This window comes from Pseudobdellovibrionaceae bacterium (assembly GCA_023898385.1).
Lineage (GTDB): Bacteria > Bdellovibrionota > Bdellovibrionia > Bdellovibrionales > UBA1609.
In genome coordinates, this window is record CP060220.1 from 1,942,037 (window position 1) to 1,968,502 (window position 26,466).

Sequence of the window (26,466 nt, forward strand, 5' to 3'; positions counted from 1 at the left end):
AAAACCTTCTATCTGACATATATAGGCTACTGACCACTCCTCTTAACTTGGGTTCAAAGTTTATTATGTCAATATTTAATCAAGATCCTTCAAAACGTATTAAAATTCGCAGGGATATTATTCGAGACCGGGTTCACCCTAAAGACCTCCGGCAGCTGAATATCCAATATGCCTGTGAGCAATGCAGTTTTTTTGATTTTGACGGCCAATCATGTACCATGGGGTTTGTGGCAAAGCTGCATCTCGAAGGCGAGCAAAAGAAGCTCTACGAAAGAACGGGCCGAATGGCGATCTGTCGATTTATGGAGATTGATTAGAATGAAGGTAAATATTTGGGGGCTCATTTTTTTGGCACTTTGGGGCACGGGTTGCACGCAAATGGCTGAAGCTCCCGACATGGGGCAAGAAACTAAATATTACGAAGTACCTACCGTAGAAAAAACCGAGCTGGTCATGGGTTCTTATGCACGGGTTCGGCTACCACAAAAACAACAACACCTTTTTAACCCTGTATTTACGCTGTTTAAACAGTATGAGAAAAAGTATTCTGCTGCTCAGCCTATTTCAGAAACCAGTCGCGTGAATTTTGAAAAATCTCGAAAGGCCTCTAAAGGTCTACTGCACCTACTAAAGAAAGCCCAAGAGTTAAAAGAACTAACGAATGGCTACTACTCGCCGGTGGTCTATGTGGACGCTGAGCAAAAGGACAACGTCGATGCGCTGACTATTCAAGGCGACCTGGTTTCAATTAAACAGGGCATTCGTTTGAATTTGGGCGTGTTAGTACCTGGATTTGCCGTCGATCAAGGTGTCACCAATTTGAAAAAACGCAAAGTGAAGGTCGCCATCTTAAAGTTTGGCGGTAACCTTCGTTGCATAGACCGCTGCCACATGGAGATCAGCCATCCCTTCATTCCAAAAGAGGGGGTATTTGTTATTGAGTTTTGGACGATCGATCCAGACATGAGTTTGGCCACGGTGACACTTCCTCAAAAATTGGAGGTAAAGTATCCTTCAGATAAAATCGTGAGCGCCTCAGTTTTGTCGAAAGGAGATGCGACGAAGGCCGGAGCTGTGGCTGATGCGTTAACCAGAATGCCCTTAAACAAAGCCATCGATTTTATAAAACTACACCCTGAGAGCGGGTTTATTTTATTCACTCAAGATCGGCGAGTTTGGATATCAAAAGAAATCAAATACATGGTTGAAGATATTCTTTGGCCAGTAGGAAAAGAAAAATTGAAGATTCAACCGGATCAAGACGAGGAGCCCGAAAGCAACAATGGTCCAAAGGCCGAAGCTGGCCTATTTAAAGAAGGGAACCCCCTGGGGTTAGCATGACAAATGATCTAAGGGTCTGGTTGCTCGCCGGATCCCTGTTGTTAATTTTTGTAGGCGTCGTTTATTTTTTAGTAATTAGACGCAAAAAGCCCCTCCCGCTAAAGTTACCCCCCGGTGAACTTAAAACCACAAGCCAGACAAAAGTGAATGATTTTGAAATTCATTTTGTACAGGCAGGACAGGGGCCACACCTAGTTTTGCTCCATGGCATTGGAGCCTCCGTTTTTTGCTGGCGCCATATTTTTGCCCCGCTCACCGATCACTTTACTGTCACTGCACTAGACCTGCCCGGATTTGGCAAAAGCAGTAAACTCTCTCACGCCGACTATGGTCTTGATGCGCAAGCGCGGCGAGTTTTAGATTTTTTGGAAAGCCTGAATATTGATCAAAGCTACTTAGTGGGTAGCTCCATGGGGGGGGCTATCGCCCTTTGGCTAGCCAAAATGCATCCGGATAATTTTAAAAAAGTAGCCACTATTTCTCCAGCCATCCACCACCGGGTTGTACCCATGACCTTTAGCCGGTTAAGTGTCTTGGCTCCCGTGGCAAAGCACTCTGTGAATAAATTTATGATTAAAAAATTTATGCAAAGAGTGGTAGCCAACCCGACCAATATCAGTGACGAGGCTGTGTTAAGAAATTTTGAACCTTACCAAAACAACCCAGATGCTATTGCTACTTTTTTAAAGGCAACTGATTTACTGGGAGACCACCGGTTGCCTGAGGAGCTTGTGACCTTGAATCGGGAGAACGTGGAGTTACTATTTTTGTGGGGCGCGAAGGATCGAATGACTCCCGTATCGCAATTGTCTGACTTAAAACCTTACTTTTCACAAGCCCAATATCGAGTTCACCCAACCGGTGGCCACCACCTTATGGAAGACAATCCTGAATGGGTCGTCGAAAGTCTGATCCAGTTTTTTAATAGTAAACAAAATTTGTAGTCAAATTTTTGTGGTTATTCCACATCAAAGGTGTGGAAATCAAAATCAACGTCTTAAGACCTCGATCTGTCGAAGGGCCAAAGTTTGCGACTGTAAGTCTAAATTAGCCTGTAGTCCTGTCAAGAATCCGTTACGGGTACCGATGGATGGGTTGTGAGTTTTGATTTGCACGTACACTTTCAACTCATACTTTAAAACTACTTTTGTTTTTGAATTTAATAAACTGTGGCTCGGACGCCACCCCATGATGGGTTTTTGCAAGGAGGGTTTAGGATGTTTAATAACGGAGGATAAAAATGGGATTTCGAGTATCCACAAATATTGCTGCCATTAACGGGCAAAGAAATTTGCTAGGCAGCCAAAGAATGATTCAAGAAAGCTTTGCAAAGCTTTCAAGCGGTAGCCGAATTAATAAGGCTGCTGACGACGCCGCCGGTCTTGCGATTTCTGAACGATTAAAAGGTCAGATCCGCTCGATTCGCCAAGCCAACCGAAACGCAAACGATGGTATATCGTTGGTTCAGGTAGCTGAAGGTGGCTTAAACGAAATAGGTAACATCCTTGTTCGTATGCGCGAACTAGGCGTACAAGCAGCTTCTGACACCGTTGGTGATACAGAGCGCGGCTTGATCGATAAAGAGATTCAACAGCTTAAAGAAGAGTCTCAGCGAATTGCCAGTGCAACTCAATGGGGATCTACTAAGCTGTTAGATGGAACAACTCCTGTGTTCGACTTCCAGGTAGGTATTTTCAACAATGACCTTGACGATCGTATCAGTTTTGACTCGAGCGTGAACGTGGCCACTGTTGATGCATTGGGAATCGACGGCATTGACTATACTTCGAAAGAAGGCGCCCAACAGGCACTTGAGTTGATCGACGATGCACAAAACAATGTAAACGGAATGCGCGCCAACTTAGGTGCCCTGCAGAACCGATTGACCTCAACCGTCAATAATTTGCAGATTTCCGAAGAGAACTTGGCTGCTGCCAATAGTCGTATTCGCGACACAGATGTGGCTGATGCTACTTCTGAGTTGACCAAAAACAACATCTTGCTTAACGCTGGTGTTGCTACTTTGGCTCAGGCGAATAACATTAATGCCGCAGCATTGAAGCTTCTCGGCTAAGAGATCCGTTGAACTAACATCCTTTAATCCTTGCTTTTTTGACCCCGGCTCTAGTGGCCGGGGTTTATTTTTACTCGCCGCAAAATGTTATGTTACAAAATCATCACAACCTTTGCCCCAACCTGCCCTATAAAAACTAATTAAATCTACGGATTCGTATTTTCGGGGTTGACTACCTGGCCCTGAAATCGGCAGCTTATTGTCAATACGCCGATATTTTGCGGCAGCCACTTGAAGAATTAGAGATAAGGACCCTGTCATGGCTAAAAAGAAAAAAACCAAAAAAGTATCAAAAAAGAACACCAAGAAGGCAGCAAAAAAAGCCACGAAAAAGAAGGCGACCACAAAGAAAGTTGCAAAAAAAGTGACCAAAAAGGCCGCCAAAAAGAAGGCGACGAAAAAGGCCGCAAAGAAGTCTACTAAGAAAAAGGCTACCAAAAAAGCAGCCAAGAAAAAATCGACAGCTAAAAAGGCCACGAAAAAAGTAGCTACAAAAAAGGCTGCAAAGAAAAAGTCTACCGCCAAAAAGGCAACCAAAAAAGTGGCCCCGAAAACCACCGTTAAAAAGGCCACAAAGAAAGCCGCAAAACCCAAGAAGGTTAAAAATACTAAACCGGCAGTCCCTTCTTTAGAAGAAATCACAGCCGGTGGCGCCGCCGCCTACACGGGCAATAATCCATTTGTTGTAGAAGCCGTATCCACTCCGACAATGAATGAAGCTCCTGTAGCGGAACTTCCTCCGGAAGACCTTGAGCTTTCCGTTGAGAAGGACGAGGATGGCGCTACAACAGCAGGCTACGAAGCCATGGAATCCTACATGGAAGGCGACATGGATCTTGAAGACGATTTTATCGACGACAGTGATATCGATTCGTTGGCAGATATCGACGACTTAGATGAAAGTGACGAAGAAGGATATTTCTAATTCTGCGGTATAATACTTACCGCAATGAAAGGGCCCAACCGGGCCCTTTTTTTGTTTTTAATTCTTTTTCACGTTGGGCCGCCAATGCCGTCGGACGACTTGGCCAATGCGCACCCCGCAGGTTCTAACAGTAACTTGTATGCTTATATCTTTTTAGGATTCTGAACGACACACGAGAAACCCGACATGGGCATGGCTCAAAATCGAACCAACAGAAAGTGGGACCCTAATAAACGATAAACGTGGCGCCAATCCAAAACCGCCTGGGGTTGGAGACGGGAATTATTCCGGGGCTACCGTGCCAAGGTGAAGTGCCATAGACCACATCACGTTGTCTTTCTGGACCTTTTTTGCCGAGAAGATTAGACGTATAGTCGCCTTTGCCCATTTGTAGTCGTTTAAATACAAGGGTGGATCTCTCTGGTACTGTTTTTAAGTTCTTTTTAGGCACGCTGAAGCCCGGCAGGACATGCCATTTATCATCATAATCATAGTAGCCCGGGCGCACGCTATCATCTGTCAATGCAGCTCCCTCAACGATATCTTTTGGATCCACCCAATAAGTGGATTGTCCGCCTGTATTAAATGTGGTGGACACAGTGAACTTTTCTTCCAACCCACCTAGGTCGAGATGGAGGTCTCCCCTTTCAAAAGCGCCATTTTTATTTACACGAATAGAAGTATGGGTGAATTCTATGGTCTTTCCCAAAAAACGAGAACTGAGCGCATTGACTAATTCATTCAGGTGATTTTGAAGAATTTGTTTAACTGGCTCCGGCAGCGAACCAACAATCGAGATCGATTCTTTGTTCCCCCCATAAATAACGATCTCTTCGTAGGATTGGTTACCCAACTGGTCAATCAAGGCATCGGCAGTGGCCTGGGCCTCTCGTGAAACAAAGTTCTGAAGCAGGATAACTCCATTTTCATCAAAATTCTGAGATTTCTCAAGCGAAACAAGAGTATTATTTCCTGATAAATACCCACCACAGTCCGTGGCCCAAATGGGCTTACAGACGATCACTATATAGACGACCACTGCCCACTTCCAAGCACTGGATCGAAATAGAGGGTACGTTGCATTTTTGTTCATCATCACGGCTACTATTTTCAAGCAGTATGCCAAACCAAGAGCTGGCGGACTCCCCGCCCGCCCTTCTCGCGCCTCGAAGTGACCGTACACTTCATATATTAAATCTCGAAATAAAAAAACGGCAGCACTCTTTAAAGTGTGCTGCCGTTAACAACAATATTAAATGATGGTTTTCGTTATTTGCTTGTTCGCGAATGGACCGCGTACTTTTCAAACTCACCGTACTCATGAAGTTTATTATAAAGAGTCTTAATAGTGATGCCCAAGGCATTGGCAGCTTGAGTTTTGTTGCCGTCAAAATAATTAAGAGCCTTTAAAATATAGCGCTTCTCCAGTTCGTGCAAAGTCATTGTTGGATCATAGTCATCCAAAATAACTTTCATTTCCGGATTGCGAATTTGTTCTGGTAAATCTGTAGGAAGAATAGTTTCTCCCTCAGCAAGAATCTGTAGGCGCTCGCAAGTGTTTTGCAACTCACGAATATTACCCGGCCAATCGTACTTCATCATCACTTCAAGCGCTTCTTGACTCACACGTCGACCTCGATTGAGGTAACCATGGGAACTTCCACGCAAGAAATGGTCCACTAAAATAGTGATGTCTTCTTTTCGACGGCGAAGAGGGGGTGCATGCAACATGATTGTGTTGATTCGATAAAACAAATCTTCGCGGAAGTTTCCACGCATGACTTCTTTATCTAACTCTCTGTTTGTGGCACTGATGAGTCGAATATCCACTTTAATGGGATCTTTACCACCCACTCGGAAAATCTCTCCCTCTTGCAAAAAGCGCAATAGCTTGGCTTGAATGCCTGGGCTTAATTCACCGATTTCATCAAGAAATAGTGTTCCACCGTTGGCGGCTTCTGCTAATCCCACTTTTCGCGCGTAAGCTCCAGTAAAAGCTCCACGCTCGTGACCAAAAAGTTCACTTTCAAGTAAAGTTTCACGTAAAGCGCCGCAGTTAATCGCAATAAATGGCTTATCCCGACGATTGCTCTTCTTATGGATGGCATGGGCAATTAGTTCTTTACCCGTTCCGCTTTCACCCAGAATTAACACTGTGGCATTTGACGGAGCTACTCGTTCCACCATCCGCATAAGCTGGCGCATCACTTCCGACTTATAGACTATAGTATTGGATTCAAATCCCAAACGATTTGCAGGATGACCTAAAAATTGGTTTTGCTCACTAGGCGGTAGAATAGAAGATTTCTCTGTATCTGACATACGTACAACCCTTTGTTATAATTTGTCTGACCACTCAACAGGCAGTTTTGAGCTAACCAAGATGAAATCTGTACCAAACTGAGAATCAGTGTTGACACGTTGTATTAACATCTGCCTGAAAAATGTGCAAGCTTTTTTTGCAAACAGGCATGAAGCTTTTCTACAAACGGTACTGGAGTTACAAAAATTGTTACCAATAAATGGCCAAAATCTGTCACTCGCGGCTGTTAAGTACTTGAAATATCTTATCAACTCTAAGGCTGCCAGTATTCATACCTCCAAATCTTATGCCACAGACCTCAACCAATTTTTACAACCGTTAAGATCGGGTAAGATTTACTTCAGGCCGACAGAACATGGACCCGAAATCCTCTGGGAGCAAGCGAAAACCCACGCCATGGGGAATTCCACACAATCTTTGGAGCCCCCCCCATTGCTCGAACTAGCCCGTATGGCCCAACGGAGCTGGTCAGCCTTGTCGCCCGCCACTCGAAACCGTAAGACCGCGTGCTTAAAGGGTTTTTTGAATTGGTTATATGCTGAAGGGTGGGTTGACGAGGAGATCGCCCCCCAACTTATCAGCCCCAAGGTCCCGAAAAAAGTGCCCCACTTTATTTCTGTGGACGAGGCCATGGCCCTTATCAGAGCCGTGCAGAACGACACTAAGAGTCCTGACAGGAAAGAAAGGGACCAGGCCGAGCGCGACCTGCTTTTGATTCTTCTGCTTTACGGCGGCGGGCTCAGGGTGTCTGAGGCCTGTGAACTCAAGTGGAAAGACGTGAGTACGGCCCGGCGCACCCTTCGTATTTTGGGGAAAGGTAGCAGGGAGCGAATCATCACCCTCCCACAGATCTGTATTGAAGCCTTAAGCCAAGCCCCGAAACACGGTGATTTTGTATTCGGCGAAACAGCTATCAACCCCAGAAAGGCCTACGAGATTGTGCGACAACGAGGCCGTTCTGCCCAGCTTCTTAAACCTCTTAACCCCCATGCGCTGAGGCACAGCTACGCCACCCACCTCTTAAGCGATGGAACGGACTTACGAATTCTGCAAGAGCTGTTAGGCCACCAATCCTTATCGGCGACCGAACGCTATTTGCATCTTAGCCTCGATGCACTGGCGCGAACCCTTGAAAATTCACACCCGATGGGGGAAAACAAAAAATAATTTGAAACAAACAAGGGTCCGGTAAATGCAACGCAAAGTTATTTTTTTAGACAGAGACGGTACGCTAATTGAAGACAAGATTTATCTCAACGACCCCAATGATATTGTCTATTTGCCTGGTGTCTTTGACGCCATGGTGCTTCTGCGTGACCTCGGATATGATTTTGTTGTGGTCACGAATCAATCCGGCGTGGCTAGAGGGATCGTGGAAATTGAAAACCTTCACGAAGTCCATCGACGGATGCAGGCCTCATTTTTAGAGGTGAATGTGGATTTTCTTGGCTTCTATTATGCCCCCTATTTGCCCTCTACCGATCATCCTCTTCGAAAACCAAATCCAGGCATGTTGATGCAAGCGGCAAAAGAATTTGGCATTGATTTAAAAAATAGCTGGATGGTGGGTGATCGCATGACCGACGTGGAAGCTGGCCATCGCGCCGGCACAAAATCGATATTTATCGGCACTACAGAGAAAATAAGTGATTCTCCCTTTGCCCCCCCTGAGCTAGAAACTAAAGATCTATTAGAAGCCGCACAAATCCTCTCGGGAAAGCCATTGATCTAACCCAAAGGTGCTGCCTATAATGCGAATCTGGGGGGTGAAAAATGAATTCTATTTCTTTTTTCGTTACTGGATTTTCGATCTTAGTTTGTTTGACCTTTTCACCCTGGGCTGAAGCCACTCGCGTGCATGGCGTTTTTCGGGTGGTGAAAGGCAAGGTTGAAGTCACCTCTTCAAAATCTGGACAGGCCAAAAGAGCCCGAGTGGGTCAAAAAGTTTACCCTGGCGACAAGGTGAGCACAGGCAAAGACGCCCGCGCAAAGATTGTTATGGTCGATAGTAACGAAATCATTGTGTCTCCCGACTCACAGGTGACCCTTGAAAAGTACGAATACAGTCCTGAAAATGACAACAAAGATGTATTGCTAGATGTGATCTACGGTAAAGTCAGATCCAAAGTGAAGCAGCAGTACAATGGTAAGACCAGTCAGTTTCGAGTGAAAACTCGTTCTGCGGTGGCCGGAGTGAGAGGAACGGATTTTTTCACCTCATATGATGCCAAAACCGAACTCACCCGCGTGGTTACATTTGCGGGCCGTGTGGAATTTGGCGCCGCAAGCACGAGCGGACAAATTATTAACCCGGTTCTCGTAGAAGTGGGCCAATTTACCACGCACAAGGTAAACACCGATAATCCGGGCGCCTCTCCCACTCCGCCCATGCCGGTGCCCAAAAATGAGTTTTCACGACTCAATAAAGATTCAGATCTAGACAGTGCCGGTTATCGTCCCATCGATCCTAGAGTTCTGCCTGCTGAACCCAAACGAGACCCTGATAGCGAAGGCGATCCTGGCAAAGGCACTAGTGACAGACCTCAGGGGCGAGACACTGCAGGAGCACCTCCAAAAATGTGCCCGCCCTTTTGTGGAGACTTTAACGGTGAAATGCCTGGTCGCCCGGTGCCGCCCCCTCGCCCTCCCGTGGCCGGTGGATGCCCTGGTGGCGTGTGTATTCCGCAACGACGGGATTTTGTTGATGAAGTGGTTCGCGATGGACATACCCGAATTATTATTAATATTGAAGATGGACCACGTCCATAGCCCGTCGACCCCAATAAGGTGAACAACTGTGAACTTAGCTAAACATAGACTGCTACCCCTTTTAATTTTTGTCTCAACCAGCGCTATTGGTTTAGCGGTGCGAGCGACAGATGAAACCCCGCTGGTCATTGCAAAAGGTGAAACCACTGAAATGACCTATGCCTCCGCGCCGTGGAATAAAAACAGCACTCAAGTGGATTCTGCGTTTTTGTTTTTACGGGATCAAGCTTCTGGGCAAGTGGCTAAAATTCTTTTGTATGAAACAGAACCGGACTCGTCTTTATTTTCTGGGACTTTTTCAATTCAATGGAAGGATACTGAAAAAGTTATTCCAGAAATTTACATCCCGCCAGAATCCATGCGCGCCGATGATCGATCGGTGAATGCCTTTTCTCAATTGTTAAAGTCTGGACAGGTTGAAAAACGACCGTACCTGATGCGCACCGATTCTGAACGCCATCGAAAAGTACTAGATGTTTTCGATTCGGAGGAACAAGCCAGTCGAGCTCGAAATCTTTACCAACAAGAAATACAACTCAAGGCCAAAGCGCAAGCCACTGCTGAGGCGCCCCCATCTGAATTGTTAGAAACAGAAGATTTAGAGTTGGCTGAAGAAGTGGGATACCGTCAAGAAATGGCTGCACTTGCCCAGGCTGCGCGCGAACGCGAAACAGAAAGAATTCGGCGAGAACAACTAGAGCGGCAAAAAATTGAGTCGGCACAAAAGCGACTTTTACAGCTCAATGAACAACGGCGACAAATGCGAGAAGAAAAAGCCCGTTTGTTGGCTGAAAAAGCCTATGAAGCCTATCAAGGAGGGGATTTTATCGAGGCCGAACGCCAATACCGCGAGGCCACTGAGCTTGATCCTGAGTTTCGTGACTACTACCTTTTTTATGGCATCACCCTTTATCGAAACGAAAAATATGATGATGCCCTAATTGCCTTTAGCATTGCTGCCGACGAATCCAATGAAAACTTGGAACTGTCGTTTTATCGCGGGATGATCCACTATCGACTCAATGAAATGGCTCTTGCCGCCAAAGAGTTGGGTCTTGTGAGGCAAGGCAATGACCCTTCATTGTCGCCATCTGCGGCCTTCTACGAGGGGGTCGTGTTGTTATCTTCTGAGGATTATGCGGCCGCGAAAGTGGCCTTTGAGTATGTCCTTGACCACTCCAAAAACCCACAGCTCGATGCGCAGGCTGAAGAATATATTGAGCGAATTTCAGAACAACAGCGATTTAAAAAACTAAGTGAAAAGAAATGGATTTTTCAAGGTCAGATTGCCGCGGTACATGACTCGAACATTTTATTCGCTTCAGATACAGAAACTTCGCAAGGCTCCACGGTGGGATCTGATGAACAAAGAGGTGGATATCGCCTCTATGCGGATCTTGATATTGAACGCCGCCTAATCTACAAAAAAGACAGCCAATGGAGTGCCTCTTACGCCACTGAATACTATTACTCTTTAGATGATGTGTTTGCTTCAGCCGACCCCTTTACCCATACCATTGAATTGCCCTACTCCATGCGAGGTATTTTAGCTGAAAGAGGATACCGTTGGACGATCACACCTGGTTATGAAAATGTTTTTATGGACGCTTCAAGTTCAGGCTCCAGATATAGCATTTTAAGCTCTCTACTATTGGGATCATCTATCACTGTGATTATGGCCAGAGATTTTATGGCCACCTATTCGCTAGATATTCGCCAAGATGATTCACTGGTGGCCGAGTCTATCGGACCCAACGACGCCGATGCCATGAAATACTCTTTGAATGCCCAGCTCAGTTTTTACCTTGATCCGGCTTTTCGTGAAGCAGTGACTGGTTCCGTCGGTTTAGTGTTTAACAATGCCAAGGGAAGTGAAAAACTTTATCAAAGGGCTGAATACCAGTTTACCTACTCAAGCCCGATGGCATGGAATATGACCTGGTCTGGGGCTTTGGCGGGCTATTCCCTTGTGTATCCCGACCATGCCAGTGACAGAAAAGACTCAAACCTGGGACTCACCCTCTCCTTTGATAAACCAATTGGCTCGAGTTGGCACTGGTTGACCACCGCCAATTATACAAGTAACGGGTCGAATGTGGCCGCCTACGAATACAGCAAAACCACGGTGATGTTGGGTATTAAGTATCAATAACTCTTCGCTTATATGAGATTTTTGAACTTAAAAGGCTGATCGCTCTAGCTTTCTTGGCAAACTTAGTCAGTGCCACCGACTAGGCTAGCGCGTGGAACGCATTAATACATTCCCGTGAACCCGAACCCATGGGGTACGACAAGTACATTAATGGCCTGGCTTGTTACTTGCATTACAATGAACTATGACTGTCTTTAAATCTACCGCTACCATTCTGTTTATTTGTACCATTGGCTATATTTTAATGCTGAATGATGCACTCTCGTCGGAAATTTGCAGTGATAATATGTCACCAAAAGAAATGAATCTGCTCGATACCCTGTTGTCACAGATTCAGGAAGCAGACATTAGGTTGCACCCTAATAAATTTTACCAAGCTGTCGTGACGCTGAACAATCAACCATTTCGAATGCACTTATTTTTTAAAGATCAGTTTCATCATGAGTCTAATACGATGACGGTTCATGATCATATTTTTGACCTGGATTCTTTTGTTCTTTCAGGTGCCATCCTAAACCACGAGTTTGATTGGATTCAGGACGAATCTGGAGAGTATCAGCTACTGCATGCATCAATTGGTAGCCCCAACAAGGCCGACAGCCAACTAAATTCAACTTCAACTTTTGGTCGATTGTGCAAGTTGCGTTCAAAAAAAACCACTTCTGGCAAATTCTATTCCATGAAACAAGGAATCTTACATGATCTGACAATAAAATCTGATATGGCACTGACTTTAATACGCGGACCATATTTTGACAGACGATTACTTCCTCGAGTGGTTGCTCTTCGCTCCGAGGCCACTTCTGGGTCGTTTGACCGAACACTGTTGAACCAAGAAAAAATACGGGCGCAATTCCAAAACTTGCTCAAAAACATACCAAAATCAACATGGAGTAAACTCAGCCTGTGGGTTGACTCCGATTAGGGAATAACTAGGAGCTCAAAAAATCAACTTAATCCCGGGTCCTCAAAAATTACTGAGGTACCAATTTCGGTGATGACTTTAGTTAAATGCTAACCAAATTACCTTTACATGCTATAAAAACTCATGCTGATACAAATCGATGTTAACCAGGGCGCAATAAAACAAAAGCTCAGGTTAACTACATCAACTGCTGGATTAACATGGCCCCTCCGATAATGAGGACAAACCAACCGAAAGCGGGCTTTAGTTTTTCGCCGGGAATTAACCTAGATATAAACGCTCCAATAAAAATGCCGATTACAGAAAGAGCTGTAAATCGAGTCAACAATGCCCAATCAATACTTTCTAGAACCTGAAGGTCACCGACAAATCCAAGTAGCGATTTAATACCAATGATAAGTAAAGAGGTTCCTACAGCCACCTTCATTTCTAACCCCGCGAGCACAACGAGAGCGGGAATTATTAGAAAACCCCCACCCGCCCCAACAAAACCTGTGACCCCGCCAACAACCAGGCCTTCCACGGCTATTAAGGGTAAATTAAGCTTTTTGTTTTCCTCAACATGGGTTTCTTTTCGCCCGCGAATCATCGTGTAAGCGGCAACAAGCATAATCACGGCAAAGACGGTTAAAATTAAGACTCCCTTTGAAATGACCATCACTGATAAATCTATGGTATCTGGAATATTTGGCATTCCAAAACGACGGACCCCGTATACCCCTAAAAAAGCGGGCACCGTAAATATGGAACCGACTTTAAAGTCGACGAGGCCCCGCCGAATATAATCCGCTGAGCCAATAAGAGCCGACAATCCCACCACGAATAACGAATATGCTGTGGCCTCGACAGGATCTACTCCCAACAAATACACCAAGATCGGGACCGTCAGTATGGACCCTCCCCCACCAACAAGCCCCAATACCAAACCCATCACAATCGCAGCGATTAATCCTAAAATCTCCATTTCGCTCTGCTCCTTTTTCCTAAAAAGGCCCCATCTCTAAATAGACGCTGATCTCAATCTGAGACCACTAAGCCCGATTCATCAAATTCATTTTAGCGGCATTAAGAAAATTAAACCATGTCCGTCGACATGGTTCCACCTCTGTTTTCAAATGTCCGCCCTCTCAGGGGGTTGCTTAAGGCGACCTTGGTGGGGCAATCGGCGTGTCACGGATATACGGCTTACCTAAAAAACTTTCAATTGAGAATTTCAAAAATACGGGTCCATGAGGTTGTATCTTGGCAACCTATCCAATTAACAGTTCTTTTAGATTAGAAAAAAATTTGGGAGGACCAAGAACCTTTGTTAGCCGAGGTCCCCTTTCATTCAAAGCCATCCATTGACGACATGACTTTCCAGTGCGAGTGTTGATTTATGACTCAATTGGATAGTGATCTTTCCCTTTCATTGGCCAAAACTCTTGATCCAGAGGTCACCAAGAAATCTTACAAGAAGGGTTCATTTCTCTATCATATGGGCGAATCTCCAAGCGGCCTGTTTTTGATTTATTCTGGACTTGTGGGGCTTTTTAATTCTTCGTCCGATGGGAAAGACCACCTGTTTCGAATTTTCGGCAAGGGGCAATGGCTCGGTCACCGCACTCTGATTGCGGGAGACACCTACCACACATCAGCGAAAGTTCTTGAAGATTCCGAAATTGGGTTTGTGAGCAAAGCCAGAACTTCACAACTATTAATTGATAATATGGATTTTAATTCGGCCATGATTAAAAAGTTGGCCGTTGAACTGGGTCAAGCAGAAATGCGTTTGGCAGCCAGTTTCGACAAACAGGTTGCGCAAAGAGTGGCTGAGGCCATGCTTTACCTCAAGGAAACTTATCCAGACCATAAATGGACACGCAATGAAATAGCTTACTACTGCGGAAGCACGGGCCCCACAGTGATTCGCACCCTTGCGCTATTTCAACAAAAAGGTTTCATTGAACAAACTGGTCGTGAAATTGAAATCTTGGATAAAAAGGCATTGAAATCGTTTGCTGAGGGCCCTTAAGGCTTGATGGATTTGCAATGATAATTCCCTTTTTTCATCAGCTACCGATGAAGGTAACTTTCAAGTGATGTATGCACCTGCCTCTGAAAGCTCTTGGTCTCTACGGAGGACACTGCAATTTTTGTGTGCTCGGCCAGCCCCAGTTCGAGCCAGGGCTGACTGGCTAGATCTTGGGGCCATACGCCTTGTTGGTACAATACCTTTGCCTCAAAGTGGGCCCTAAGCACAGCTAGAGATGGACTGGTGGTGGCGGCTTGTAAGGCATTTCCGAGGAGGTCAAACAACTCTTTGGCTTCGGCGCCTTCGCCCTGTTGAATCTTGCCCACCACTTGCAAAAAATAAAGTGATAGTTCTAGGCGCTCATAGTCTTCTCGAAGCGCATGAAAGTCTTTAATCAACGACGCCTCATACATCAAATGCAGACGATCAGCCATATAGCCACCGTCACCTTTATAGGTGATCTCGACGAAGTGGGTGGGCTCGAGCACTCCGCCACCGAAACGCCTTTTGCTTCTTAGGGCGCCTTTTGCGATAAAGCCGATCTGCCCCATTTTCGGGCTAAGTCCATGGACAATGAGATCTGACTCTCCATATTTGGTTTTTCGCAACACTATAATTCGGTCTCTAACCTGCATAGTAGAGGCCAAAAAGAACCGCAATCGCTGAGATATCCGCCAGTGTGGTGAACAAAGGTATGGGTGCTACACTGGGGTTCATTCCCAGTTTCAATAACCCCATGGGCACACCGATTCCGAAAAATACTGAAATCAAGATTTGCAGAGTCATCGCCCCTGAAAATGGCATCGTCAAATGGTACTCGGGAAAAATCCACAGCCCCAAAACCAATACAAGCCCACCAAAAAACACCGAAAACATCAATGCCAGCAGGATTTCTTTTTTTAGTTGATCCAAAAGCTTACGACGATCCACGCTGCCCGCGCGTATGGCCGCCACGATAATCGTGGAAGCCTGCGTGCCAGCAACCGTACCTGTAGCCAACATGACAGGTATAAAAGCAGCCACAATCCAAAGGGGTGCCAATGGAGCTTCGTAAACTCTCTGGAAATACCCAAAAAAATAAATCATCGTGAAGCAAATAGCTCCACCGGCAAATGATAGAGTTAGCCACGGTAGCCGGGCCCAAAAGTGCTCTTTTGTTGTGGCCTCCACATCGAATCCGGCCTGTCCCATGGCCAACAGGTCTTCTTCTGCCTCTTCCCGAATGACATCGATAACGTCATCCACCGTGATCACGCCGATCAGTTTATTGCCGTCATCCACCACGGGCACACACAGGAAATCATATCGCTCTACAAGCTGGGCCACGTCTTCTTGTGGCGTATCAACCTTTACTGAAATCACCGAAGTGGTCATAATGTCTCGAAGTAGCTCACTCTGCCGAGATAGCAATAACTGCTTTAAACTGATGACACCCACAAGTTGTTCCATTTCATTTGTGACATACAAATAAAACGTCACTTGACTGTCTTCATCACCACTTTGAATGGAGGCTATGGCCTCTTTTACCGTCATTTCCTGCCTAAATGGCAGAAAATCCGAACCCATCAATCCGCCAGCGGTGTCGTCAGCATACCCCATGAGATCAGCCACTTCTTCGGAGTCTTCTCTTTTCATTGATTGCAGGAACTGTTGCGACTCATCTTCTGGCAAATTACCTAATAAATCTGCCACATCGTCCGTGTCCATCAGGGCCAACAGTTTTACGGCATCAGCCCGATTGAGGCGACTTACGATATCTTGCTGTCGCTGGGTGGGTAAGTAGGCCAACACTTCGGCTTGTTTTTCAAGAGACGGCTCTAGCTTGAAAATCTCAAAGGCTTCTTCTTCTCGAAAGCCCTCAAGCATCGCGGCCACATCGGCCGTATGAGTTTTCTGTATGACTTTTCTAATATTATGGATTGCCCCACGATGTTGCAGCTTTCTAACTGTATCGATGAGACGTTGCGTACGATCTTCGATCATGGCGTCAACTCACTTTCAGTTAAAACAGGGGCCACCTGCCGCTTTCGTTTTACGTAAAATAAAGCTCCCAACATACTCCAGCCCAGCAAAAGCACTTGAAACACTGTGGCTCCCGTCGGCCCCACTTTTAGTTGTGAGCCCGTAAAAATGGCAAAAAGCCGAAGCATGGCCTCTTGCCCCACACCAATTCCTGCTGGCGCAATAGGTATAGCCGTGACAGCTAACCCTAAGGGCACAGAAAAAAAGTATGCTCCCAGACCCACAGTTTCTTCATTTAGGGCAAAGCCCACCACATAAAACAGCACCACAATACTCATATGGGCCAAAACACTTAACACAAAGGCTTGAGCTACGGCCTTCAAAGAAGATCGATAGGAGTGAATGGTGTCATAGACTTTTTCAACAAATCCACCAAACGGCAATTTCTTGAGAAGTAGGTCCGTACCCTTAAAACCCCGCACAGTCTTTGATAAGGCCATTGCCAAAAACACCGTAATACCAGAAAAAATTGACACCACTATGACTACAAAGGCCAAAAGGGGTTTATTTGAAAAAACAATATCTAAATGAAAGGCCGCCCCAGCCAGAGCCAAAAAAATCATGGCATAGAGCCCAATCACCCGATCCATAAGAACAGTCGATGCCGCTGCCATTTTTTTGTTGGGGTTTTCTTTCACTAAAATATAACCCTTAACCAAGTCCCCACTCACACTGCCCGGAAGAGCAAAATTAAAAAACATACCGATAAACTGCAACGGCACAGCCTCTCTTAAAGACAGGTTTAATCCTCGCCCCCGCAACAACACCCACCAACGAACGGTCACAATAAAAATATTAAAACCCAGCAGGAGCACCCCGACAAAGAGATACTCTGGTTGTAGTGCTTTTTGAATCAAATCAAAATTCAACAGCCCCCGATCCACGAGCCAATAGATCAGCGCAAAGGCCACTAAGAATTTTAAGGGTGAGGCTATGGCCTTCAGCTTCTGCTTCATTCGGAGGGGCCCTGTTGACGACTTAAGACTTTAGCTCGAACGGCCTGAATCAGATTTGGCAAGTTATTATCTATCAAATTCACGTCTATCATTACGGTGCCGCGAATGGCGTTCACTCCTAGACCATGACTATGCAGCCAATCCATTGTGCGCACGCCTCCCCATCTAGAAAGACTGGGCGTCTCAAGGCGCGACTCTTCGCCGGGTGATTCTAATTCAAAACCCAATTCTCTAGCCAGCTCATCAATAAAAGCATAGCCGTCCATGTCTTCCCAGTAAATCACAGCTCGATCATAAACGCGAAGGTCTTCGGGATTAAAAACCGGGGTAAAGCCCCCCGCCTGCGTTTTTTCAAAATCAACAACTGTAGACTTTCTCCATCCATCGCCGTCAAACTTCAGCGCCACATCTTGATAAAGATCTTGAGGCCAATACATGCCAGAACTCACCATATCGGCCATGCGTGCTTTATCTCCATGAACCACCAAAGACACTTCTGGATTCATCGACATAATTTTTACTTCATAACGGTCGGCATAAACAGGAGACTCTAAATAGCAGTGTTGTGAATGAGATGCGTGAATACGAAAAACGCGCAAGTCAGCCAACGCTTCTGTTAAGGGATTTGTATTAAACACTCGGCCCAACAACGGGTCATCATCAGCATAAACCACCATCAATGCTTCCCGGTCCACCTGCTCAATCCACTTTGACGGGTCCTCAAGATGGGAAAGCTCCCACCGAATGACAGGTAAGCCCTGTTTGGCCAACTCTCTCAGTGGAGCTTCTAAAAACGGATCTTGATCTTTGAAGCAAAAAATTTTCTTTTTTGTCGGAAAGTTCTTAACCAAGCCTTGAGTGACTTCAATAAGTGCATGATGGAGACCTCGATACACCTTGGCCTCACACTGAAGACCCTCAAGCCCCAATTGCTTTGTCAAATAACTGTTGGCGGCCTGCCATGAGCCAGATACATGAAAGTCTAGGCGCACGTAAGACCTCCCTCAATGCGCAATAATTAAATGCCGGCTTTGTGTCGCTCGTCCTCATCCACTCGAGATATGACTCCGCCTTTTAAGTTTGGACGATATGCCAATCTCTTAATGTCATAGTGAAAATCTCCCCCAGCTAGGGCTGGAGTTTGCCATTCTGGACCCATGCGAATGGCATCCACAGGACATGCCTCTTCGCAAAACCCACAAAAAACACATCGTAGAATGTCGATTTCGTAACTAATAGGATACTTTTCAACCGTTGGATCCTCGTGTTCTGCCGCTGTGATGGTTATACATTGTGCCGGGCAATTTGTGGCACACAACATACACGCTGTGCAACGTATGGATCCGTCTTTTTTTACGGTCAATACGTGATTGCCTTTAAACCGTGGGCTGTATTGAAATTTTTCTTCTGGGTAATTGAGCGTTTGCATGCGAGTGGGCTTTGTGAGGTTGCCCATCATCTTTTTAAACGTAAGTCCCATGCCGGTGAGAATCCCAGGAAGATACCACTTAGATGCTTCACCCGGTTTTTTAACAATGCTCATAATGGCCCTCGACTATAAACAAAATAGTTTTTCTTTGGATGATGTTCAGGCTCAACCAGTTCTACCTTTGAGGCCTCACCAGCCATTAACTGAACCGCTTCAACCACCGACAAGGCTTGCTTCACCAAAAAGGTCACTGGTTTTACAGTCTGCGCTCGCCCCTGGAAATTCACATAAGTGCCTGGCTTTTCTACAAATGTTTTTAACGGTATCTGCCAAGTTGTACCCGTCATGGTATTTAATTCGCCCACTGGACAAGCGGACATCCATACTACCTTATCCACACCATTAATGAGTTGAACCTTTTCGCCCATGTCCGAGTACACCGCGGGGTTTTCAGGCCCAACAACAATGACCACCTTTACGGTGCCAGCTTTCAACTTGGTTTCGAAATCTTGCCAGGTTTTGTTTAGCTTTCGTGCATCCAGTCGTTCTAACAACCCTTTTGTATTTGGATTTCGGTCTCCTCGCAGCAAAAGCCCATCAAAATCATCAAACTTCTCTGGGTTGTTCACCCAATGATAGACCTGATCGACTTTTAGATCGCCATTTATCCATTCTAAAATGGCATCATACTCCTCGTTGCTGTGTTGCCCGGTTAAAACCACAGCCACAGATCCTGCACCGTCGGTGTCCACCGAGGTCTTTACAATGGAACCCACGGATTTAGCCGCTTCCACCACGTTGATGTCATCCCAATGGTCTTGCGTGCCTTTTCTTGCCGTTTTCAATCGAAACTCAGGATTAGCAAACTTATAAATATCTCGACCCTCATCACACATCCAGTAGCCGTTGATGTCTTCATTGTGAACGGGCTTAACTCGAAATAGACCATCTTCGTTGTAATAAGCTTTCACGTTGCAACCCGTGGAGCACCCTGTGCAAATGGTCTCTTTGTTCTTCAGATACCACACGCGTTGTCGAAACCGAAAGTCTCGTGAAGTGAGGGCACCAACAGGACAAATATCAACTGTGTTAAGTGAGTAATTGTTATCAAGTGGCCGATCTTTAAATGTACCGATCTCGCTGCGATCGCCTCGGTTAAATATTCCTAACTCACGAGTTTTCGTCACTTCATCTGTAAAACGAACACAACGTGAGCACAAAATACAACGTTCTGAATCTAGAACCACCTTCGGGCCCAAATCCACCACTTTGCGCTTTTTCACCTTACGCTCAGCCATTTCAGGTTCGTATTTGCCAAACTCCATGTACTGTTCTTGCAATCCACACTCGCCGGCTTGATCACAAATAGGGCAATCGAGTGGATGGTTGATTAGGTGAAAATCTAATCCCCAGCGAACAGCATCTTTCACTTTGTCAGATTGATTGCTGACCACCATTCCCTCTTGCACCATAGTGTTACAGGCAATTTGAAGGCGAGGATTGCCTTCAATTTCCACCATACACAAACGGCAAACACCAGCTACCGAAAGACCGGGGTGCCAACAATAATGGGCAATGTTCTCCCCCGCCTCCTTGAAGGCCTCAATAATTGATGTTCCGGGCTTAACCTCTATTTGCTTGCCATTGACTGTACATTTAGGCATTGGCCACCACCTCTTTCACTCGCGAACGGCCCTCTCGCACGTAAAATTCAAATTCTTCTCTAAATTTTTCAACAAAACTAAGTGCTGGCATTGCTGCCGCATCTGACAGCGCACAAATCGTTCGCCCCATCATATGTTGGGAAACCTGCTCGATCAGTTGCACATCCTGTAAGCGTCCTGTTCCGGCATGAATTCCAGAAACGATCTTATCTAACCAGCCCGTGCCTTCCCGACAAGGAGTGCACTGCCCACAAGATTCGTGATGATAAAAATGCATAATAACGTGCAACAGATCTACCATGCAGTTGGAGTCATCAATAACAATGACCGCTCCGGACCCAAGCATGGACCCCATTTGGGCCAAACATTCGTAGTCCATAGTGGCCCGCTGGGCCTCTTCCGCGGTTAACACCGGGGCTGAAGATCCACCTGGAATAACGGCTTTTAGTTTTCGACCGGGCTTTAATCCTCCGCATTCCACCTCGATAAGATCTTTCAGCGGGTAACCCAACGGCACTTCATAAGTACCTGGCTTCATAACGTTGCCGCTGACTGAAAATAATTTTGTTCCCGGAGATTTTTCTGTACCATATTTTCGATAAGCCTGAACGCCATCACGAATAATGTATTTAACTGCTGCCAGAGATTCTACGTTGTTCACAATAGTTGGCTTGCCTAAGTATCCCTCGATGGCCGGAAACGGGGGTTTTAATTTGGGTTGCCCCTTCTTGCCTTCCAGTGAAGAAATCATTCCTGTTTCTTCGCCACAGATGTAAGCGCCAGCGCCACTATAAACATCCATATCGTGGCTAAACCCTGAGCCAAGAATATTTTTACCGAGCAAACCGGCGCTATAGGCCTCTTTTATGGCTTTTTCTACAATACGTAGGGATTCAAAATATTCACCTCGAATGTAAATGTAAGACTTTGGTGAGTGAATCGCAAAAGCCGAAATAAGCATTCCCTCGATTAATTGGTGAGGGGCTCGCTCCATCATTAGCCGATCTTTAAACGTGCCCGGTTCGCCCTCATCCGCATTGCACAGCAAATATCGAGTCTCACCGTTTTCTGGCAAAAATCCCCACTTCACGCCGGTGGGAAATCCCGCACCACCGCGGCCGCGCAAGCCAGCCTCTTTCACCTGATTTTTTATTTCTTCAGGTTTCAATTTTAAAGCCTTGGCCAGCGTTTCATAACCGCCGTGTTTTTTATAACCGTCTAGCCCCTGAAACTCTGGTTTATCATAATGTTCTGTTAGGATTTTAACTTCCATAGGCCTATTTCATCTCCTGCAACAGCTTCACCGCCGACTCAGGGGTCAAGTCTTCAAAGTATTGATCATTCACCTGCATCATGGGAGCCGTTCCGCAAGAACCAAGACATTCCACACGTGAAATCGTGTAACGCCCATCCTCACTCACATCACCGGCTTTCACCTTAAATGACCTGCAAAGGTGATCGGCCAACTCTCGGCCCCCGTTCATCGCACAAGAAACATTACAACACACTTGCACATGGTACTTACCCACAGGCTCTTTATTAAACATCGTATAAAAATGCAGAACTTCGTTTATCCAAGCCTCCGGCAAATCCATCAGTTGGCTTAAGTAAGCCACACACTCAGGGCTCACCCACCCGCCATTTTCCGTTTGCGCTCGAAACAGCGCCGGAATTATGGCTGACCGCGGAGTCTCGTATCGCTGCAATTCTTTTTTTACAAATTCAACGCCATCATCTGAAAGTTTAAACATTTGTTCTCTTCCTTAACGATCTAATTCGCCTGCAATGAGATTCATACTGCCCAATATAGCAATCACATCGGCAACAAGGCCCCCTGTGACTTGCTCAGAAAATGATTGGTAAATAGCAAAGCAAGGGGGGCGCACCTTCAGCCTGTATGGATTTCCGCTTCCATCACTGACAAGATAAAATCCTAACTCCCCGTTGGCCGCCTCGGTGGCATCATAAATTTCTCCGGCCGGTGGGCGAAGCCCTTTAATAACCAACATGAAGTGATTCATAAGGCCTTCGATGTTTCCGTAAACGTCTTTTTTCTCAGGCAATACAATGCCTTTATCGCGAATGGTGTAATCTCCACCAGGCACGTTCTTTGCCACTTGCCGGATAATCTTAATGGACTCTCGCATTTCAGCCACTCGTACCAAATAGCGATCATAAACATCGCCAGACGTACCCACCGGAATGTCAAAATCAAGGGTCTCATAACCATAATAAGGGTCTGCCTTACGCAAATCTAAACTTACGCCAGCTGCGCGCAAACAGGGACCGGTGTATCCCCAAGCCATGGCATCTTCGGCAGAAATGGCCCCGACACCTTGTGTACGCTGAATCCAAATTTTGTTCCCAGAAAGCAGGCGCTCAATTTCGTCTATGCCCAAGCTCATCTCATCACAAAACTTAAGGACATCATCAAACCAGCCCTCAGGTGGGTCTTGCGCCATTCCACCCACGCGAGTCAATGCCACAGTCAGGCGGGCTCCACAGAGTTTTTCAAATAGCGCGTACACTTTTTCTCGATACCCAAACAGCCAAAAGAAACCGGTCAAGGCGCCAAGGTCCACTGCGTTGGCGCCAATACAAACAATGTGGTCTATAATTCGAGACAACTCACAAAGCATAATTCGAATAGCTTGAGCCCTTGGCGGAATCTCCACCCCTAAAAGCCGCTCGACAGCTTTGCAATAGCCCACGTTGTTCATCGGGGCTGAGCAATAGTTGAGTCGATCCGTATACGGAATTACTTGGTTATAAGGATGGGTTTCGGCCATTTTTTCAAAGCAGCGATGAAGAAAACCCAACTCAACGTTGGCTCGATTCACCTTCTCACCATCGAGCTCTGCCATTACACGCAATGTTCCGTGTGTGGCCGGGTGAGAGGGGCCAATGTTCAATGGCAATAGATCCTTTTCTGGATCTGGCTGATAATCGTACTCATCTTCAAAATGAATGGGCATCGCCGTTGTGCAATGTTGCTGTTGATCAGCATCGTAGTCTTTTCTTAGCGGATACCCAACAAATTGATGGTGCAACAAAAACCGACGCAAATTGGGATGCCCGTCAAACTTGATGCCGTACATATCCCAAGTTTCTCGCTCAAACCAATTCGCCGCCCGCCACACGGGAATAGCCGTGGGAACAGATTCATCTTCGGACACTGACGTTTTCACTCGCACTCGACCAAAATCTTTGCTGGAAAAAAGCTCGTAAACAACATCGAAACGCTTTTCTCGCTCCGGGTAATCGGCCCCGGCAATTTGCATGAGTATGTCAAAGTCACAATTTTCTTTGAGGTGACTTAGAACCGGTACAACATCCTTCGGAGAAATCTCAATGACATTGTCGCCAAAGGAATCTATAAAATTAAAATTATTATTTGAAAATTTCGCGCTCACATGTTGGCGCAGTTCTTCTAGTCGCCTCATCTGTATGCATTCCCCTCACGGTACACACCGGGTTCCCAATTGTCCTTCCAGGGACGGGGGTGATTGTCTTCAATCATCTTTTGAATTGTCATAACACCATCAAGGACGGCCTCAGGCGTGGGCGGGCAACCTGGCACATATACATCCACGGGAATCACTTTATCTACGCCCTGAAGTACGTGGTAAGCTCTATAGAAACCACCCGAGCTGGCACATGCACCCATTGATAAAACATATTTTGGATTTAACATTTGCTCATAGATTCGAACGATCACTGGAGCCATCTTTTCAGTGATTGTTCCTGCAACGATCAATAGGTCGGATTGCCTTGGAGAGAAACGAACCACCTCCGCACCAAATCGAGCCAAGTCATACTTGGGCCCCATCACTGACATGAGCTCAATCCCACAACAAGCTGTACCATACGGCATGGGCCAAAGTGAGTTTTTGCGCCCCCATGCAATGACCTTGTCCAGCTGGCTGGTGAATGCAAAAGATTTGGAAGCGTCGATGAGATCGCCCTGTGCCTTATCTGCTGCCATAAAGTTCTCCTGTATCGAAAGCTACTAATCTTAAACGATCTTTTCCGAAATCTGCGCGGAAAACAGCCCCCGAACTCCCCCGTCCTAATTTTGTAAAAACGATGTACAATTAGCACTTTGCTTAATTTGAGTCGACTCTAAGTTTTGACAGACATCACACACGGCGGCAACCTCATCCCCCACTTAACCCGGCTTGTCGAACTTATAATGCTAAAAGTCAAAAAGGCCAGTTTTTAGGACCTAAATCTGGTTTCAATTTGAAACCACCCCACAAAAGTGCCTACAATTTTTCGCATAACCAGGGAGGGGATCATGTTCAAATACTTTAGCGCGCTGATTATTTTTTGCGCAACAACCGCATGGGGAAACCCATCAGAGTGGAGTGACTACCTTGTGCGCGTCACCCCCGAGTTCAAATCAAGCTTTTTACAAATGACTCACAACATGAATGGTGAAAACTCTGTGGAGGACCTGCAGTTTAAAGATTGGTTGCGACTGCAAATCCCTGCGGAATATATGAACAGCCTTGAGTTTCAGGCCCTAGCGGATCACCCAGGCATCATTCATATTCAACCCAACTATCGCATATCACTTTTTGCCAACCCCGGGTTGCATACGGCAGCTTATCGAGCATTTCAACAAAAGTGGCGCACCCAACAACCGCAGAATTGGTTGCCACAAATGTGGGAAGAGACTTTAGCTAGAATGACGGATAACCCTGAGTTCCCGCGCGGCGGCAGTGGCGGCAGTGGCCCTGATCCCCTGTTTAACAAACAATGGGGCATGCGCGACATTGGTGTGCAAAAAGGCTGGAGAGACACAAAAGGTTCCCAACAAATGACAGTGGCCGTCATTGATACGGGTGTGGATTACACCCATGAAGACCTTGTGGATAACTTGTGGCGAAATGCCGGCGAAATAGGCACGGATAGCAACGGGCAAGATCGATCAACCAATGGCATTGACGATGATGGCAATGGATTTATTGATGATGTGGTGGGTTGGGATTTTGCAGCTAACGACAATAAGCCCTTTGATTTGTCAAAAAGTGGGTTTGAGCTTTTTCAAGGCGGAAACCCCGGCCACGGCACTCATTGCGCGGGCAATGTGGCCGCTCGGGCTGATAACGGCAAAGGCGTTGTGGGTGTGGCCCCTAATGTAAAGATCATGGTTCTGCGATTTCTTACCGAAGATGGCCAGGGCACTACGGCTGACGCGATTAAGTCAATCAAGTACGCCGTGGACAATGGCGCCCAAGTGCTGTCGAACTCGTGGGGATCAGAAGGCGAAGACCCCGAGGATGAATCTGGAAACCAAGCCCTTAAAGATGCCATTCAGTATACCCAAGATAACAACCGGCTGTTTGTTGCTGCTGCTGGTAACGGCCACCAAGGCGTGGGCTATGACAATGACAACGACAGTCGCCCGGCCTATCCGGCAAGCTATGACCACGACACCATCGTGAGCGTGGCGGCACTCGATGTGAACGACAACTTAGGTTCTTTTTCAAATTGGGGCTTACGAACAGTGGACATCGGCGCTCCGGGCGTAAAAGTATTTTCCACCACAGTGGGCAGCCAATATGCGGATACCATATTTGATAAATTTGGTATCACTATCACTTGGGATGGCACCTCCATGGCAACACCGCATGTGGCGGGCGCTGCAGCCCTTTATTGGTCACTGCATCCCAATGCCTCTTACAGCGAAGTCAAAGAAGCGTTGCTGAGCCGAACTGAAGAAATATCTACACTTCGCGGCAAAGTTTCTTCTCATGGAAAACTCAATATTGAGAGCTTAATGAACAACTAGTCATGGCCTCAGTCTTTGCAAGAGTTGAAAACGCCGGTTCTACTTGACCGGCGTTTTTCATTTCAACCTGAATAT

Annotated in this window: 25 protein-coding genes; 12 read left to right on the plus strand and 13 right to left on the minus strand. The window is 46.2% G+C overall.

Annotated features, from left to right (window positions below; translation table 11 throughout):
- Positions 1-65: 65 nt before the first annotated feature.
- From H6626_08725 to H6626_08745, 5 genes are all read left to right on the plus strand, one after another.
- Positions 66-317, plus strand: a complete 252-nt coding sequence (locus H6626_08725) for a hypothetical protein (GenBank protein ID USN46299.1) — start codon at positions 66-68, stop codon at positions 315-317.
- Between the two features lies 1 nt (position 318).
- A complete protein-coding gene (locus tag H6626_08730) occupies positions 319-1,341 on the plus strand; it encodes an FAD:protein FMN transferase (GenBank protein ID USN46300.1) in 1,023 nt (340 codons plus the stop codon).
- Positions 1,338-2,285 (plus strand): alpha/beta hydrolase, encoded by a 948-nt coding sequence (locus H6626_08735; protein ID USN46301.1) that lies wholly within the window; start codon positions 1,338-1,340, stop codon positions 2,283-2,285. Before H6626_08730 ends, H6626_08735 begins: the two co-directional genes overlap by 4 nt.
- Positions 2,286-2,581: 296 nt before the next feature.
- On the plus strand, positions 2,582-3,415 hold the full coding sequence (locus H6626_08740; protein USN46302.1) for a flagellin FliC: 834 nt from the start codon (positions 2,582-2,584) through the stop codon (positions 3,413-3,415).
- 259 nt (positions 3,416-3,674) lie between these two features.
- On the plus strand, positions 3,675-4,340 hold the full coding sequence (locus tag H6626_08745; GenBank protein USN46303.1) for a hypothetical protein: 666 nt from the start codon (positions 3,675-3,677) through the stop codon (positions 4,338-4,340).
- A gap of 226 nt (positions 4,341-4,566) precedes the next feature.
- Here the strand turns inward: H6626_08745 and H6626_08750 are convergent, their stop codons facing one another.
- Together H6626_08750 and H6626_08755 are read right to left on the minus strand one after the other, a co-directional pair.
- Positions 4,567-5,436 carry a hypothetical protein gene (locus H6626_08750; protein ID USN46304.1) on the minus strand — a complete coding sequence of 290 codons (870 nt, stop codon included), beginning with the start codon at positions 5,434-5,436 and terminating at the stop codon, positions 4,567-4,569.
- Between the two features lie 173 nt (positions 5,437-5,609).
- Complete coding sequence (locus H6626_08755; protein ID USN46305.1) at positions 5,610-6,662, minus strand: sigma-54-dependent Fis family transcriptional regulator; 1,053 nt, start codon at positions 6,660-6,662, stop codon at positions 5,610-5,612.
- 523 nt (positions 6,663-7,185) lie between these two features.
- Between H6626_08755 and H6626_08760 the strand changes: the two genes are divergently transcribed.
- From H6626_08760 to H6626_08780, 5 genes are all read left to right on the plus strand, one after another.
- The gene (locus H6626_08760) at positions 7,186-7,830 is read left to right on the plus strand and encodes a tyrosine-type recombinase/integrase (protein ID USN46306.1); all 645 of its coding nucleotides are present in this window, start codon (positions 7,186-7,188) and stop codon (positions 7,828-7,830) included.
- A 25-nt stretch (positions 7,831-7,855) separates the two neighbouring features.
- Positions 7,856-8,395 carry an HAD family hydrolase gene (locus H6626_08765; GenBank protein ID USN46307.1) on the plus strand — a complete coding sequence of 180 codons (540 nt, stop codon included), beginning with the start codon at positions 7,856-7,858 and terminating at the stop codon, positions 8,393-8,395.
- Positions 8,396-8,436: 41 nt separating this feature from the next.
- Positions 8,437-9,432, plus strand: coding sequence for a FecR domain-containing protein (locus H6626_08770; protein ID USN46308.1), 996 nt, complete (start codon positions 8,437-8,439; stop codon positions 9,430-9,432).
- Positions 9,433-9,460: 28 nt separating this feature from the next.
- A complete protein-coding gene (locus tag H6626_08775; GenBank protein ID USN46309.1) occupies positions 9,461-11,584 on the plus strand; it encodes a tetratricopeptide repeat protein in 2,124 nt (707 codons plus the stop codon).
- Between the two features lie 184 nt (positions 11,585-11,768).
- On the plus strand, positions 11,769-12,509 hold the full coding sequence (locus H6626_08780) for a hypothetical protein (protein ID USN46310.1): 741 nt from the start codon (positions 11,769-11,771) through the stop codon (positions 12,507-12,509).
- A 178-nt stretch (positions 12,510-12,687) separates the two neighbouring features.
- On the opposite strand, the gene H6626_08785 is transcribed toward H6626_08780, so the two are convergent.
- Positions 12,688-13,473 (minus strand): sulfite exporter TauE/SafE family protein, encoded by a 786-nt coding sequence (locus tag H6626_08785; protein ID USN46311.1) that lies wholly within the window; start codon positions 13,471-13,473, stop codon positions 12,688-12,690.
- Positions 13,474-13,887: 414 nt separating this feature from the next.
- On the opposite strand from H6626_08785, the gene H6626_08790 reads away from it, so the two are divergent.
- Positions 13,888-14,523 carry a Crp/Fnr family transcriptional regulator gene (locus H6626_08790; GenBank protein USN46312.1) on the plus strand — a complete coding sequence of 212 codons (636 nt, stop codon included), beginning with the start codon at positions 13,888-13,890 and terminating at the stop codon, positions 14,521-14,523.
- 41 nt (positions 14,524-14,564) lie between these two features.
- Here the strand turns inward: H6626_08790 and recO are convergent, their stop codons facing one another.
- The 10 genes from recO to H6626_08840 are packed head-to-tail and all read right to left on the minus strand — an operon-like array spanning position 14,565 to position 24,579.
- Positions 14,565-15,158 carry a DNA repair protein RecO gene (recO, locus tag H6626_08795; GenBank protein ID USN46313.1) on the minus strand — a complete coding sequence of 198 codons (594 nt, stop codon included), beginning with the start codon at positions 15,156-15,158 and terminating at the stop codon, positions 14,565-14,567.
- Positions 15,148-16,506 (minus strand): magnesium transporter, encoded by a 1,359-nt coding sequence (gene mgtE, locus H6626_08800; GenBank protein USN46314.1) that lies wholly within the window; start codon positions 16,504-16,506, stop codon positions 15,148-15,150. Before mgtE ends, recO begins: the two co-directional genes overlap by 11 nt.
- Positions 16,503-17,501 (minus strand): flippase-like domain-containing protein, encoded by a 999-nt coding sequence (locus H6626_08805; protein USN46315.1) that lies wholly within the window; start codon positions 17,499-17,501, stop codon positions 16,503-16,505. The genes mgtE and H6626_08805 overlap by 4 nt, the downstream gene beginning before the upstream one ends.
- A complete protein-coding gene (locus H6626_08810) occupies positions 17,498-18,493 on the minus strand; it encodes a hypothetical protein (protein USN46316.1) in 996 nt (331 codons plus the stop codon). Before H6626_08810 ends, H6626_08805 begins: the two co-directional genes overlap by 4 nt.
- A gap of 26 nt (positions 18,494-18,519) precedes the next feature.
- On the minus strand, positions 18,520-19,044 hold the full coding sequence (locus tag H6626_08815) for an NADH-quinone oxidoreductase subunit I (GenBank protein ID USN46317.1): 525 nt from the start codon (positions 19,042-19,044) through the stop codon (positions 18,520-18,522).
- Positions 19,041-20,594: a (2Fe-2S)-binding protein gene (locus H6626_08820; protein ID USN46318.1), complete on the minus strand. Its 1,554-nt coding sequence runs from the start codon at positions 20,592-20,594 to the stop codon at positions 19,041-19,043. The genes H6626_08815 and H6626_08820 overlap by 4 nt, the downstream gene beginning before the upstream one ends.
- A complete protein-coding gene (gene nuoF / locus H6626_08825) occupies positions 20,587-21,867 on the minus strand; it encodes an NADH-quinone oxidoreductase subunit NuoF (GenBank protein USN46319.1) in 1,281 nt (426 codons plus the stop codon). The genes H6626_08820 and nuoF overlap by 8 nt, the downstream gene beginning before the upstream one ends.
- A 4-nt stretch (positions 21,868-21,871) precedes the next feature.
- Positions 21,872-22,345, minus strand: a complete 474-nt coding sequence (locus H6626_08830) for an NAD(P)H-dependent oxidoreductase subunit E (GenBank protein ID USN46320.1) — start codon at positions 22,343-22,345, stop codon at positions 21,872-21,874.
- A gap of 12 nt (positions 22,346-22,357) precedes the next feature.
- The gene (gene nuoD, locus H6626_08835; GenBank protein USN46321.1) at positions 22,358-24,037 is read right to left on the minus strand and encodes an NADH dehydrogenase (quinone) subunit D; all 1,680 of its coding nucleotides are present in this window, start codon (positions 24,035-24,037) and stop codon (positions 22,358-22,360) included.
- Positions 24,034-24,579, minus strand: coding sequence for an NADH-quinone oxidoreductase subunit B (locus tag H6626_08840; GenBank protein USN46322.1), 546 nt, complete (start codon positions 24,577-24,579; stop codon positions 24,034-24,036). The genes nuoD and H6626_08840 overlap by 4 nt, the downstream gene beginning before the upstream one ends.
- Positions 24,580-24,891: 312 nt before the next feature.
- Here H6626_08840 and H6626_08845 point away from each other — a divergent pair, with 312 nt between their 5' ends.
- Positions 24,892-26,391: a S8 family serine peptidase gene (locus H6626_08845; GenBank protein USN46323.1), complete on the plus strand. Its 1,500-nt coding sequence runs from the start codon at positions 24,892-24,894 to the stop codon at positions 26,389-26,391.
- Positions 26,392-26,466 lie beyond the last annotated feature (75 nt).